The organism is Actinacidiphila sp. bgisy160 (assembly GCF_965342435.1).
In the GTDB taxonomy this organism is placed as follows: Bacteria; Actinomycetota; Actinomycetes; order Streptomycetales; family Streptomycetaceae; genus Actinacidiphila.
In genome coordinates this window covers 26118-38606 of record NZ_CBDRCM010000023.1, presented here as the reverse complement: position 1 = coordinate 38606, position 12489 = coordinate 26118, and the positions used below count along the sequence as shown (strand labels likewise).

Here is a 12489-nt window from a genome sequence, read left to right as displayed (position 1 = left end):
TGAGGTGGAGATGGAGATCTCGAGCATCATCAGTGCCATCGTGATCGGCCTGATCATTGGTGTGCTGGGGCGCCTGGTGGCGCCGGGGCGGCAGCCGATCGGCGTGCTGTGGACGATCGTCGTCGGCATCGTGGCGGCCTTCGTCGGCAGCGCGATCGCCCATGGGTTCGGCGTCGCCGACACCGACGGCGTCGACTGGATCGAGTGGCTGATACAGATCGGCCTCGCTGCCGTCGGAGTGAGCCTGTTGTCGCGGAGCAGGTCGAGGCGGTGAGCACCGCGGTCCGGCCGGCCCCGCCCGGGCGGCCGGACCGGGTGCGGACGGCGACCGGCCCGGTCGCCGTCCTCGGCATGGCCGCACGCCGCGCGCGGTTGGGTTGCTGATGGTAAGTCACCTATGACGCGCAGGACCGAGCAGTGGGAGGGTGCCATGTCCAGTGACGACGCGGACGGCCGGACCGGCCCGCGAGACGGGCGCGACGAGACCGAGGACGAGCGCGCCGACCGGAAGTGGAGCGAGCTCATCCAGGAGGTACGGGTCGCCCAGACGGGCGTCCAGATCCTCTTCGGCTTCCTGCTGACGGTCGTCTTCACACCGCACTACCAGCGGCTCGGGACGACCGACCACACGATCTACATCGTCACGGTGGTGCTCGGCGCCTGTGCGACCGGGGCGCTGATCGGCCCGGTCTCGTTCCACCGGATCGTCTCCGGCCGCCGTATCAAACCGCAGGCCGTGCGCTGGGCCTCCCGGCTCACCTTCGTCGGACTCGTGCTGCTGCTGGCGACGATGGCCTCGTCGCTGCTCCTGGTGCTGCGGGCCGCCACGCACGACACCTATGTGCCGTGGCTCGTCGTCGCCGTCCTGGTCTGGTACCTGGTCTGCTGGTACGGGCTGCCGTTCTGGGCCCGGTACCGCCACACGCACGACTGAGCCCCCGCCCGGTCCGCGCGAGCGCCATGGCCGGGAGCCCCTCGGGTTTCCCACGCGTCCCGCACCGTCCGCGCGGGGGAGTCCACGAACCGCTCCTGCAGCGTGGCCCGTTCGACGCGGCACTCCTCGGCCTGACGTGCGCTCAGCGGCCCGGGGGGAAGACCGCCGTGCCGGTCGACGCGCTCCCGCAACTCCCTGTGCGCCGCCTCCGTGTCGCCCTCGTGCCGGGCGTGCGTTCGTACTGCGGTCCGAAACGGCGCCTGAGCGCTCCCGTGCCGCTGCCGCGCCGCGTCGTGACGACCGCGGCGAGCGCGATCAGGACGACGACCGCCCGATGTTGACGCCCGCCCTTCCGTACGTGCGACGTCGGGAGGCGCGCCCCGTCAGAGCGGCAGGTGCACATGGATGACCTTGCCGCCCGCCCGCAGCGGCGTCACCTGGATGTCCCGGGCCAGCCGACGCGCCAGCCGCAGGCCGTAGCCGCCGGGCAGGAAGCGGTCGGAGGGCTCGGGCGAGGCGGGCAGTCGGTCGTTGTGGTCCTGGACGGACAGGCGGATCGCGTCGGGGGCCACCACCACGTCGAGGGCCGCCAGTCCGCCGCCGTACCGGAAGGCGTTGGTGACCAGCTCGGAGACCACCAGCAGGCAGTCCTCGACGCGCTCCGGGTCGACGCCCGCGAGCCGGGCGCGGGCGAAGTCGCGTGCCTCGCCGACGGTGGCGGGCAGCGGCCGGTCCGCAGCGGCGGAGCGCACGATCCCCCCGCCCTCCGCGTCCAGGTCAATGCTGTACACGCGCGATCACCCCGTAGGCATCATCGGTCCTCCTCTGGTCTGCCCTGACTGGCCGGTCCTACGCTGCCTTTGGCGCGATTCACGTCGCTCTTCCGGGAGCGCGGGGAATGCTTCGCGGAGGAGGGGGTACCCGGAAGGCAACGTACGGGAACACGACATAGAGGTGCAGAGGTGCGAGGAGGAGCCGTGATCGCCCACGTGAGCGGGACAAGCACCGGGGTCGAGAGCCCCGGGGTCGACGTACTGCCGCGGATCACCGACCCGAGCAGCGTGGCCCCCGCGAGCGCGCGCCGCCTGTCGAAGCTCTTCCTCGAGCGCCTGACGGTGCTCGAGGAGGGCACGCACGAATACCAGTACGCCCGCAACACCCTGATCGAGATGAACATGTCGCTCGTGCGCTTCGCGGCCAGGCGGTTCCGCGACCGCAGCGACGAGATGGAGGACATCGTCCAGGTCGGCACGATCGGGCTGATCAAGGCCATCGACCGGTTCGACATCTCGCGCGAGGTGGAGTTCACCACCTTCGCGGTGCCGTACATCGTCGGTGAGATCAAGCGGTTCTTCCGCGACACGACCTGGGCCGTGCACGTGCCGCGCCGCCTGCAGGAGCGCCGGGTGGAGCTGGCCCGCGCCAGGGACGAGCTGTCCTCCCGGCTGGGCCGCGCACCGAAGGTGAGCGAGCTCGCGGCGCTGATGGACGTCTCCGAGGCCGAGGTCGTCGAGGCCCAGGTGGCCTCCAACGGCTACACCGCGTCCTCCCTCGACGCCGCCATGAACGGCGACGACGGCGACGACGGGGAGACGGTGCTCGCCGACTTCATCGGTGCGGTCGACCCCGCCATGGAACTCGTCGAGGACCTCGGCTCCCTCGCACCGCTCGTCGTGGAGCTGGGCGAACGCGACCGGCGGCTGCTCCATCTGCGGTACGTGGAGGAACTGACGCAGGCTCAGATCGGCGAGATCATGGGCTGCACGCAGATGCACGTCTCGCGGCTGCTCTCGCGCACCCTGGCCCGGCTGCGGGCCGGACTGCTCCAGGACGGCTGCACCGGTTGACCTCCGCCCCGTCACCCGCCACGTGCCCGCGCCCGGTCCCCTCGGGCGCGGGCACGCGAGCACCGCCTACGATGCGCGGATGACCGATCACGTCCACGTCCCGCCGGAACGCCGCTTCCGTCCGCTGGTCCCGATGACGGCCCGCGACCCGCACGAGCCGCACCGGGTCGCCACCCCGCTGGAGCTGCTCTTCGACCTGTGTTTCGTGGTGGCGGTGGCCCAGGCCGGCGCCCGGCTGGTGCACGCGGTCGCCGAGGGCCGTCCGGGGCACGGGGTCCTCGGCTACTGCCTGGTCTTCTTCGCGATCTGGCTGGCGTGGCTGAACTTCACCTGGTTCGCCTCGGCCTTCGACACCGACGACGTGCCGTACCGCATCGCCACCTTCGTCCAGATCGCCGGCGTCCTGGTGCTGGCGGCCGGGGTCCCGCGCGCCTTCGACGCCGGCGACTTCTCGATCGCCGTGGCCGGCTACATCATCATGCGCGTCGCGCTCGCCTTCCAGTGGCTGCGCGCGGCCCGCAACGCCTCCGGACCGGCACGGACCACGGCGCTGAGCTACGCGGGCGGTCTGGTCGTCGTCCAGGTGGGGTGGGTCGTCCTGCTGCTCCAGCCCGTCGGCGGGCTGTGGAACTGGGGGTTCCTGATCCTGGCCGTCGCGGAACTGGCGGTGCCCGCCTGGGCCGAGCGGGCGCACCGCACCACCTGGCACCCGCACCACATCTCGGAGCGTTACGGCCTCTTCACGATCATCGTGCTCGGTGAGTCGGTGGCCGCCGCGACGGTGGCCGTGCAGTCCGCCGTCGACGAGTTCTCCGTACTCGGCGAGCTGCTGCCCATCGCGCTCGGGGGACTGCTCATCGTCTTCTCCGCCTACTGGATCTACTTCGCCATTCCCATCCACCAGCACCTCACCAGCAACGCGCGGGCGTTCCTGTGGGGCTACGGGCACTACCTCGTCTTCGGCTCGGCCGCCGCCATCGGCGCGGGGCTGGAGGTGGTGGTGGAACAGGCCGTGCACCAGGCGCACATCTCGCAGCCGGCCGCCGCGGCCGCCGCCACACTGCCGACCGCGCTCTTCCTGCTGACGGTCTGGCTGATCCACTCCCGCAGCGCCAAGCGCGGGTTCGCCGAGCACGCGGTGCTGCCGGTCTGCGCCGTGCTGGTGCTGGCGAGCACCTTCTGCGGGAGCGCGGCGGTGCCGGTGGCGGGTGTCGCCATGGCGGCGGCGGTCGCCGTGGGCGAAGTACTGCACTCCCGCCGCCCGCCTGCCGCCTGAGAACGGCGGCGGGTGGCTCGGGTACCGGTTCCGGCAGCTGTCAGCGGCATCCCCCCCACGGGTCCCCGCCCCGCGGGCGGCCGGATCCGTGTCCGGCGGAAGGGCCGGTTCCACGGGTCCCGCCGATGATCTTCACGGGTTAGACTCCGCGGGTGTCCGAACTTCGCACACTGGTCCTCGGATTCCGGCAGGCGATCCTCGACTGCCCCGACCCGGGCCTGGTTTCCCTGGAGCGTTTCCCGCACGGCTCCTGCGGGGACGCCTCGATCCTGCTCGGCCAGTACCTGTACGAGAACGGGCAGGGCGTGTGGACCTATGTCAGCGCATGGGAGAACCGCGCCTCCCACGCGTGGATCGAGAAGAACGGACTGCGTGTCGACATCACCGCCGACCAGTTCGACGGGGTCGACGCCGCCGTGATCATCGCCTCCGGGGGTGGCTGGCACGACCGCTTCACGGTCGACCCCACCGCCTCCCACGGCGCCCTCATCGACGTTCGCGAGGACTACGCCCGCCACGAACTGCGGGACGCCTACGGCAGGCTGACCGCCTTCATCCGCCGGCACCGTCCGGCAGCCGAAGGCACGCCGCGAGCCGGCGCATGACGGCGGGCCGCACGGGCTGTGCTCGCCCCCTGTCCGGTTCGGGTACCGTTTCCGCACACGCCCGTCGGGTACACGGGAGCGAGGGAGGCAGACATGGACCTGGGTGACTGGTCGACAGCGGCCCTCGTGATCGCCGCGCTGGCCGTGGTGGTGATGCTCGCGGTGGCCGTGGTGCTTGTGGTGAAGATGGCGCGGATCCGCACTCTGCTGCGCAGCGCCGACGTGCCGCGCTCGGGCAAGCTGGCGTTCTGGGCCGCGGTGATCTACCTGGTGTGCCCCGTTGACCTGCTGCCCGACCCGATCCTCATCGACGACATCGGTGTGCTGCTGCTGGCCCTGCGCTCGCTCAAGAGCGCGGCCGACGGACAGCTGCCCGTCGGCCGCGACCGCGCCCGGACCCTTCCCAAGAGCCCGGTGGCCTGAACCGGCGGTCCGGTGGAAGGCTCAGCCCGTCTGCTCCGCGTCCCCCGGCTGCGTCTCGGGCTGGGCGACCGGCAGGCACACGGTGAAGCGTGTGTCGCCGGGGCGCGCCTCGACACGGATGTCGCCGTGGTGCTTGTTGACCACGATGCGGTACGAGATGTCCAGGCCCAGTCCGGTGCCCTCGCCCACCGGCTTGGTGGTGAAGAACGGTTCGAAGATCCGTGGCCGGATCTCCGGAGGGATGCCGGGTCCGGTGTCGCCCACCTCCACCACCAGGCGGTCGGGGCCGTCCCAGAAGGTGCGCAGCGTCAGGGTGCCCGAACCCTCCATGGCGTCCAGGGCGTTGACGATGAGGTTGGTCCACACCTGGTTGAGCTCGGCGCCGTACGCCTGGATCTGCGGCAGGCTGCGGTCGTACTCCTTGACGACCCGCACCCCGCCGGGAATCTTCGCCTGGAGCATGGTGAGCGTCGCGTCGAGCAGCGCGTGCACGTCCACCGTCTGCTGCGGGGCCCGGTCGAGCTGCGAGTACTGCTTCGCGGCCCCCACCAGTCCGGAGATCCGGGTGACGGCGTCATCGATCTCGCCCATGAGCAGTTCGGTGTCGAGGGTGTACGTGAGCCAGCGGATCGCCGCCTCCAGCCGGTCCTCGCCGACCGCGTCGCCCACGGAGTCCAGCCACTCGGCGTCGACACCGCCCGCGACCAGTGTCGAGGACAGTTCCCAGGAGCCGGCCACGCCGTGGTCGTCGAGCCAGTCCGTCAGCTCGTCCTCGGCGTCGGCCGCCCCCAGCGCCGACCGCTCGGGCGCCGACGCCATGCGTTTGATCGCGGCGTCCTGCAACTCGACCAGCTCGTGCAGCTGCCGGGTGTCGAGCCGGCCGTCCGCGATCATCGCCAGCTTGTGCCGCATGCCGGCCACGCGGTCGCGCAGCGCCGAGGTGGCCCGCACCGCGGCGGCGGCGGGGTTGTTCAGCTCGTGGGTGAGACCGGCGGACAGCGAGCCCAGCGCCAGCAGCCGCTCGCGTTCCCCGACGATCGTGTTCTGCTTGCGGTAGCCGAAGAACAGCCCCTCCAGCAGGTGCACCGCCATCGGGAACCAGCGGCGCATCGCCCCGGCGAAATCGTCGGCCGGGACCACGAAGAACTCGCAGTCGGTGACCGCCTTCAGCGAGTTGGGGTAGATCTGCTCCACCCGGTCCCCGAGGTACGCCTGCGTCGCCCCGGCGTACACGCCCCGCTGGTCGGTGCGGTTGACCTCCACCACGTCGCCGCGCACGAGCCTGCCCAGCGACACCGTGCCGCTCAGCAGCACGTAGAAGCAGGTCGCCGGGTCGCCCTCGGCGTAGACCGGACTGTTCGCCGGGACCCGCTCCACCCGGCCCTGTTCGCCCAGCCAGGCCAGTTCCTTCTCACCGAGCGACTCGAACAGGAACAGGGTCCGAAGCTGCTCCGGTCCCAGCCGGTCCGTCGTGGTCACTGCGCCTCCAGATATCGGTGCACCAGGGATACGGCCATCGCGCCCTCGCCGACCGCGGAGGCCACCCGCTTGACCGACTCGGCCCGCACGTCACCGGCGGCGAAGACGCCCGGCACGCTGGCCTCCAGGTGGTACGGGTCACGGGGGAGCGGCCAGCCCGCGGGCCGCTTGCCGCCGGCGATCAGATCGGGGCCGGTGATCACGAAGCCGCGCCGGTCCCGCTCCACGACGCCCTCCAGCCAGTCCGTGCGGGGCTCGGCGCCGATGAAGATGAACAGGAACGAGGCGTCCACGGTGGTCACCGTGCCGGTCTTCGCGTCGCGGAGCAGCAGCTGCTCCAGGTGGTCGGCGCCCTTGCCGCCGACGACCTCGGTGCAGGGGCGGACCTCGATGTTGTCGATGGCCGCGATCTGGTCGATCAGGTACTGCGACATCGAACGGTGCAGGTCCGCGCCGCGGATCAGCAGGTGCACCCTGCGCGCGTTGCGGGAGAAGTAGACGGCCGCCTGTCCGGCCGAGTTGGCCCCGCCGACGATGTAGACCTCCTGGCCCGCGCAGTTCATGGCCTCGGTCATCGCCGAGCCGTAGAAGACCCCGGCCCCGGTGAACTCCGCCAGCCCCGGCGCGTCCAGCCGCCGGTAGGCCACGCCGGTCGCCAGCACCACCGTGTGCGCGGCGATGGAACTGCCGTCGCCGAAGGTCAGCACTCGTCCGGTGCCCGCCGCCTCCAGCGCGACCACCTCCCGGGTGCTGAGGATCTCCGCCCCGAACTTCGTTGCCTGGCGGCGGGCCCGGTCGGTCAGCTGGGCGCCGGAGACGCCGTCCGGGAAGCCGAGGTAGTTCTCGATGCGGCTGCTCTGCCCCGCCTGGCCGCCGGTCGCGCGGCGCTCCACCAGCACGGTGCGCAGGCCCTCGGATGCGCCGTACACCGCCGCGCCCAGGCCGGCGGGGCCGCCGCCGACCACCACCAGGTCGTAGAAGTCGGAGGCCGGGACGGTGCTCAGCCCCACGTGGGCGGCGAGTTCGGCTTCCGTGGGCCGCACCAGCGCCGTCCCGTCGTCGGTCACCACCAGCGGCACGTCGGCGGAGGTCAGCCCGGCCGCGGTCAGCAACTGCTCGGCCTCGGGCTCCTCGGCGGGCAGCCAGCGGTAGGGCACCAGGTTGCGGGTGAGGAAGTCACGCACCTTGAAGGAGGGCGCCGACCAGCGGTGGCCCACCACGCGCGTCTGGGACGCCGTCGGGTCCGGCGTGGCGATCCACGCGTCCAGCAGGGTGTCGATCACCGGGTAGAGGTTCTCCTCCGGCGGGCTCCACGGCTTCAGCAGGTAGTGGTCGAGGTCGATGATGTTGATCGCGTCGATGGCCGCGCTGGTGTCGGCGTACGCCGTGAGCAGCACACGGCGGGCGAGTGGGAAGAGGTCCATCGCCGCCTCGAGGAACTCCACCCCGTTCATCTTCGGCATGCGGTAGTCGGCGAGCATCACCGCGAGTTGTTCCCCTCGCAGCTTGATCTCCCGCAGCGCGCTCAGGGCCTCGTCCCCCGAGGTGGCGCGCACCACCCGGTAGCGGTCGCCGTACCTTCGGCGAATGTCCCGGGCCACGGCACGGGAGACTGCGGGATCGTCGTCGACGGTCAGGATCGTCGGATTCGCCATGTGACCATCATTGCTCCAAGGGGGCCGTCGTGCGCAGCAAACCGAACAGTCGTGCTTCAAGTGCGGCGTGGGGCACCGGCACATGCCCTGGCGCTGTCCCCGCACGTGGTGACGGACGGTGCGCCGACGCGTACCGTCCGTCCGGTCAGGCGTCCTCGACCGCGACGACGGCCACGGTGTCGTAGAAGGAGAGATGGCCCGTGATCTCGGGCACCGACGCGAGCGGCTCCTCGTAGACCCAGGCGACGTCCTTGTGGCCGGCGTACGACCAGTAGGAGGCGACGCCCTTGTAGGGGCAGGTGGTGTTGGTGTCGCTGGCGCGGAAGAGCGCGAGGTCCACGTCCTGCGGCGGGATGTAGTAGCGCACCGGCAGACCGGTCTCGTGGACCAGTACCGGCCGCCGGGTCTCGGCCACGACCTTGCCGTCGATCGTGACGGTCACGTGCTGTGTGCCGGGTACCGCGTCGACGCGGTGACCGCGGCGGCTGTCCGTGGGGGGCATGGGCTTCCCTTCCTCGGTTCCGTCCGGATCCGGTGCAACGGTGGCGGCGCCGCCGCACATTCCCCGGGCGCCCCCGGGTCCCCCGCATGCACGCATCTGCGTGACTCCGGCGGCGGTGCCCCGTTGGCCCTTCAAGATCACAGCGAAGGAGGACCGCCCGATGAGCACCCGCCGCCACCAGAAGGGCCGCAAGCACCGCACGGTCAATCGCACGCCGAGGCCCGTCGCCCCCGTACGCGCCGCCGGTCCGGCCACCCCGGCCCCGCCCATCCCGTCAGGCACTCAGGCACCCGTCCCCGTTCCCGCCCCGGCCGCGTCAACGGCGCCGGTCCCGGTCCCGGCTCCTGCCGCGGCTCCCGTGCCGGCGCCCGCCGAGCCCCGCCCCGAGGAGTCCGGCCTCGCCCGTACGGCGCTCAAGACCCTCCAGCAGTTGCGCGCGGCCGGAAGGGACGGGACGACCATCGACGACCTGAGCGCCAGCGTCGGCTACCAGCCCGCGACCATCGCGCGGCACATCGACAGCCTCGCCGCCCACCACCTGGTCCACCAGCGGGACGGCCGCTGGTACGCCGTGCCGACCTCATGACCCGGGCGTGGCGGCCGGCCGGTGGCGCTCCAGGCGGGCCGGCCCCTGACGGTCGTCCCAGGTGCCCAGGACGGTGACCCCGGGCGCCGGGGGAGACCGATCGCCGTCGTCCGCCACGCCCACACCCGCAGCGCCACCGTGTCCGTCCCGGCGAACGCGGTCCGCGGGACGAGGACTTCGGCCCGGTGGCGCTCCGGAAGATCCACGACGGCGCACACCGTGGCGCCTTTCCCGGCCGCCGTGCGCGGGTGGTGGGCGGCGCGCGATGGGGCCGCCCTGTCCCAGTGGACGGGGCGGCCCCTGGCGAGCGCCGGCGGCGCCGGTCAGCCGGTGAACAACTGCTTGAGCTTCAGGCCGAGTTCGTAGACACCGTAGGCGAAGGGCGCGCCGACCCACAGCCAGGCGACGGCCATCAGCGGCAGCCGGCCGCTCCCGGTGGAGGCGTCGGCGGCGGGTGCGGGGTTCGGGGCGGTCATCGGACGGCTCCTTCCGACTCGGGTCCGGTCGTGGCCTTGGGCCCGGCGGACGGTCCGTCATGGTGGCGCGGATGGACCGGGCGTACCAGCTCGTTGGCGACGAGACCGACGACCAGCAGCACCATCATGATGACGAAGGATGTGGAGTAGAGGTCGGGACCCGTCCGTCCCGCCGACTTCTCGTGGTCGGCGATCGCGTTCACGATCAGCGGCCCGAGCACGCCCGCCGTGGACCAGGCGGTCAGCAGCCGCCCGTGGATGGCGCCCACCTCGTACGTCCCGAAGAGGTCCTTGAGGTAGGCGGGCACGGTGGAGAACCCGCCGCCGTAGAAGGACAGGATGACGGCGGCCGCGATGATGAACAGCGGCTTGGAGTCGTCTCCGGCCAGGGCGATGAGCAGGTACAACAGCGCTCCCGCACCGAGGTAGAGGCGGTAGATGTTCTTCCGCCCGACCAGGTCGGAGGTGGCGGACCAGCCGATCCGGCCGAGCATGTTGCCGAGCGACAGCAGCCCGACGAAACCGGCGGCGGCCGTGACCGACACCGGGGTGGAGGTGTTCGCGAAGAAGTCGGTGATCATCGGTGCGGCCTTCTCCAGGATGCCGATGCCCGCCGTCACGTTCATGCAGAGCACCACCCACAGGCACCAGAACTGCGGGGTGCGCAGCGCGTTGCGTGCCGACACCTGGCCGGTGGTCACGAGCGGGCGCACGGCGTCGGCCTCCGGGTTCCAGCCGGCGGGCCGCCAGTCGTCCGGGGGGACCCTGACCAGCAGCACCCCGAAGGTCATGAAGGCCGCGTAGACCAGGCCCATCACCAGGAAGGTCTGCGAGATGCCGGAGGAGTCCGCGCCGAAGGAGGAGAGCAGCTCCGTCGACCAGGGCGACGCGATGAGCGCGCCGCCGCCGAAGCCCATGATGGCGATGCCGGTGGCGAGCCCGGGCCGGTCGGGGAACCACTTGATCAGCGTGGAGACCGGCGAGATGTAGCCGATGCCGAGGCCTATGCCGCCGACGAGGCCGTAGCCGAGGACGATCAGCCAGTACTGGCGCGTGGCGGCGCCGAGGGCCGAGATGAGGAAGCCGGAGGAGAAGCAGAGGGCCGACACGCACATGGCCCACCGCGGGCCGTTGCGCTCGACGAGCGTGCCGCCGAACGCGGCCGACAGCCCGAGCATGACGATCGCCAGCTGGAACGGCAGCGCCGACTGGGTGCCGCTCAGCCCGAGCGAGGACTCCAGCGGAGGCTTGAAGACGCTCCAGGCGTACGCCTGCCCGATGGCGAGGTGGATGGAGAGCGCGGCCGGCGGTACCAGCCAGCGGCTCCAGCCCGGCGGTGCGACGGTGCGGGCACGGGTGAGGACGTCGGGTACGCCCATTGACGCCATGGCGAGTACCTCCCTGAGGGGACATGACCCCGGGGACCGTACAACTTTCATTCATCCCTGGGTAGGGGCGCCGGGCGATGAACTTGCCTTGGGGCAGGTGTGTTCGAGGGCCGCGCGGCATCCGTCCCGCCGTCGGCGGCGCCGCGCCGGAACGGCGGGGGTTCACGGGCGGGTGCGTAGGGGGCTTGGCCGGGCCTCGTCCGCCGCGCGCATGTACACGGGCCCGGTCCCGGACGTCGACCTGGCGGGCATGTACGGCGTCGACAGCCCGGAACTGGCCCGGGCCCGGCGCCGCTGCGGGCGGCCCCGGTCGGGGAGGCCGCCCGCGGCGGTGTGTGGGGAGGTCACTGGTCGATGGTGTAACCGTCCCCGTAGACCTTCCACTTGAGCGGGGGGTCGAGGTCGAGGTTGCCGGTGTCGAGGAAGACGCGCTGCTCCGTGTCGACCCGGCTGGTGTCGCTGTGCGCCTCCTCGGTCTTCATCGCCGCCGTGCGCGCGTCGAGGAAGGCGTCGATGTACGCCGTCTCGTCGCCTCCCTGCGCGGGGGTCCTGGCCTGGGACAGGGCGGTCCTGCGGATGCCGCCGAAGCTGACCTCGTCCTCGCCCGGGCCGTGCATGACGATCGCGTCGTAGTACGCGAACTGGCCGAGCGCACGCAGTCCGTCGGCCTTGGCCTGCCTGACCGCGGGGTCGAAGTAGACGCGGTCGCGCTCGTCGTTCTGCGCCTGCTGGAACGCCGCGTCCGCGGCGGCGCTGCGCCAGGCGCTCTCGAAGCCGGAGCCGAGGCCGCTGTGCGAGTCGGTCCCGTTGACCCGGCGCAGTGCCGGCAGGTAGCGGGCGAGCGGGTTGCCGGGCCTGCGGTCGGTGTACAGCTCGACGAGCTCGAGCATGTCCCCGGTCCCGGAACAGAAGCCGATGATGCCCGCGGTGTAGCCGCGGCCGTCGCCGATGTCCTCGATGTACTTGTACTGGGCCTTCCAGTCCAGGGAGGAGTTCTCGGCGCTGGACACCAGCTGCATGGCGATGTCCTTCTTGCGGGGGTCGTCGAGCCCGGCCCCGGCCGCCGCGGCGGCCGGCCGTCCCGGCGCGGCCGAGGCGAGGGTGCCGGCGCCGACGGCCAGGACGCCCGCGGTCAGCGCGGCGGTGGCGTAGAGGACGGCACGTCGGCGGGGGAGGGTGCGTGCATGACGGTGTGGGGGGATCTGCACGGGTGACTCCGTGGGTCGGAAGTTAGGAAACCTTCCTAACAGCGTCACATTGAAGCACCGAGCCAGGCGAACGCCAAGAGGTTCGAACAAAAGCGCCGCAAGTCATCTGA

Annotated in this window: 14 protein-coding genes; 7 read left to right on the top strand and 7 right to left on the bottom strand. The window is 71.8% G+C overall.

Going from position 1 to position 12489, the window contains the following annotated elements:
• The first annotated feature begins 10 nt into the window (after positions 1 to 10).
• Together ACRWNP_RS19435 and ACRWNP_RS19430 are read left to right on the top strand one after the other, a co-directional pair.
• On the top strand, positions 11 to 274 hold the full coding sequence (locus ACRWNP_RS19435) for a GlsB/YeaQ/YmgE family stress response membrane protein (RefSeq protein ID WP_431963106.1): 264 nt from the start codon (positions 11 to 13) through the stop codon (positions 272 to 274).
• A gap of 156 nt (positions 275 to 430) precedes the next feature.
• The gene (locus ACRWNP_RS19430) at positions 431 to 934 is read left to right on the top strand and encodes a DUF6328 family protein (RefSeq protein WP_431962983.1); all 504 of its coding nucleotides are present in this window, start codon (positions 431 to 433) and stop codon (positions 932 to 934) included.
• A gap of 383 nt (positions 935 to 1317) precedes the next feature.
• Here the strand turns inward: ACRWNP_RS19430 and ACRWNP_RS19425 are convergent, their stop codons facing one another.
• Positions 1318 to 1725 (bottom strand): ATP-binding protein, encoded by a 408-nt coding sequence (locus tag ACRWNP_RS19425; RefSeq protein ID WP_431962981.1) that lies wholly within the window; start codon positions 1723 to 1725, stop codon positions 1318 to 1320.
• A 186-nt stretch (positions 1726 to 1911) separates the two neighbouring features.
• On the opposite strand from ACRWNP_RS19425, the gene ACRWNP_RS19420 reads away from it, so the two are divergent.
• From ACRWNP_RS19420 to ACRWNP_RS19405, 4 genes are all read left to right on the top strand, one after another.
• Positions 1912 to 2781, top strand: a complete 870-nt coding sequence (locus tag ACRWNP_RS19420) for a SigB/SigF/SigG family RNA polymerase sigma factor (protein ID WP_431962979.1) — start codon at positions 1912 to 1914, stop codon at positions 2779 to 2781.
• A 79-nt stretch (positions 2782 to 2860) separates the two neighbouring features.
• Positions 2861 to 4057, top strand: coding sequence for a low temperature requirement protein A (locus tag ACRWNP_RS19415; protein WP_431962977.1), 1197 nt, complete (start codon positions 2861 to 2863; stop codon positions 4055 to 4057).
• A 152-nt stretch (positions 4058 to 4209) separates the two neighbouring features.
• A complete protein-coding gene (locus ACRWNP_RS19410; RefSeq protein WP_431962975.1) occupies positions 4210 to 4662 on the top strand; it encodes a hypothetical protein in 453 nt (150 codons plus the stop codon).
• Between the two features lie 93 nt (positions 4663 to 4755).
• The gene (locus ACRWNP_RS19405; protein WP_431962973.1) at positions 4756 to 5085 is read left to right on the top strand and encodes a YkvA family protein; all 330 of its coding nucleotides are present in this window, start codon (positions 4756 to 4758) and stop codon (positions 5083 to 5085) included.
• 21 nt (positions 5086 to 5106) lie between these two features.
• Here ACRWNP_RS19405 and ACRWNP_RS19400 read toward each other — a convergent pair whose 3' ends face one another.
• From ACRWNP_RS19400 to ACRWNP_RS19390, 3 genes are all read right to left on the bottom strand, one after another.
• Positions 5107 to 6564 (bottom strand): ATP-binding protein, encoded by a 1458-nt coding sequence (locus tag ACRWNP_RS19400; RefSeq protein WP_431962971.1) that lies wholly within the window; start codon positions 6562 to 6564, stop codon positions 5107 to 5109.
• Positions 6561 to 8219, bottom strand: coding sequence for an FAD-dependent oxidoreductase (locus ACRWNP_RS19395; RefSeq protein WP_431962969.1), 1659 nt, complete (start codon positions 8217 to 8219; stop codon positions 6561 to 6563). The genes ACRWNP_RS19400 and ACRWNP_RS19395 overlap by 4 nt, the downstream gene beginning before the upstream one ends.
• A gap of 145 nt (positions 8220 to 8364) precedes the next feature.
• Entirely contained in the window at positions 8365 to 8721 is a 357-nt protein-coding gene (locus ACRWNP_RS19390) for a DUF427 domain-containing protein (RefSeq protein ID WP_431962967.1), read from the bottom strand.
• A gap of 160 nt (positions 8722 to 8881) precedes the next feature.
• Between ACRWNP_RS19390 and ACRWNP_RS19385 the strand changes: the two genes are divergently transcribed.
• Positions 8882 to 9307, top strand: a complete 426-nt coding sequence (locus ACRWNP_RS19385; RefSeq protein WP_431962965.1) for a hypothetical protein — start codon at positions 8882 to 8884, stop codon at positions 9305 to 9307.
• 323 nt (positions 9308 to 9630) lie between these two features.
• On the opposite strand, the gene ACRWNP_RS19380 is transcribed toward ACRWNP_RS19385, so the two are convergent.
• The 3 genes from ACRWNP_RS19380 to ACRWNP_RS19370 form a co-directional block, all read right to left on the bottom strand.
• On the bottom strand, positions 9631 to 9783 hold the full coding sequence (locus tag ACRWNP_RS19380; protein ID WP_431962963.1) for an MFS transporter small subunit: 153 nt from the start codon (positions 9781 to 9783) through the stop codon (positions 9631 to 9633).
• Positions 9780 to 11171 carry an L-lactate MFS transporter gene (locus ACRWNP_RS19375; RefSeq protein WP_431962961.1) on the bottom strand — a complete coding sequence of 464 codons (1392 nt, stop codon included), beginning with the start codon at positions 11169 to 11171 and terminating at the stop codon, positions 9780 to 9782. The genes ACRWNP_RS19380 and ACRWNP_RS19375 overlap by 4 nt, the downstream gene beginning before the upstream one ends.
• A 344-nt stretch (positions 11172 to 11515) precedes the next feature.
• Positions 11516 to 12379, bottom strand: coding sequence for a chitosanase (locus tag ACRWNP_RS19370; RefSeq protein WP_431962959.1), 864 nt, complete (start codon positions 12377 to 12379; stop codon positions 11516 to 11518).
• Between the last annotated feature and the right edge of the window lie 110 nt (positions 12380 to 12489).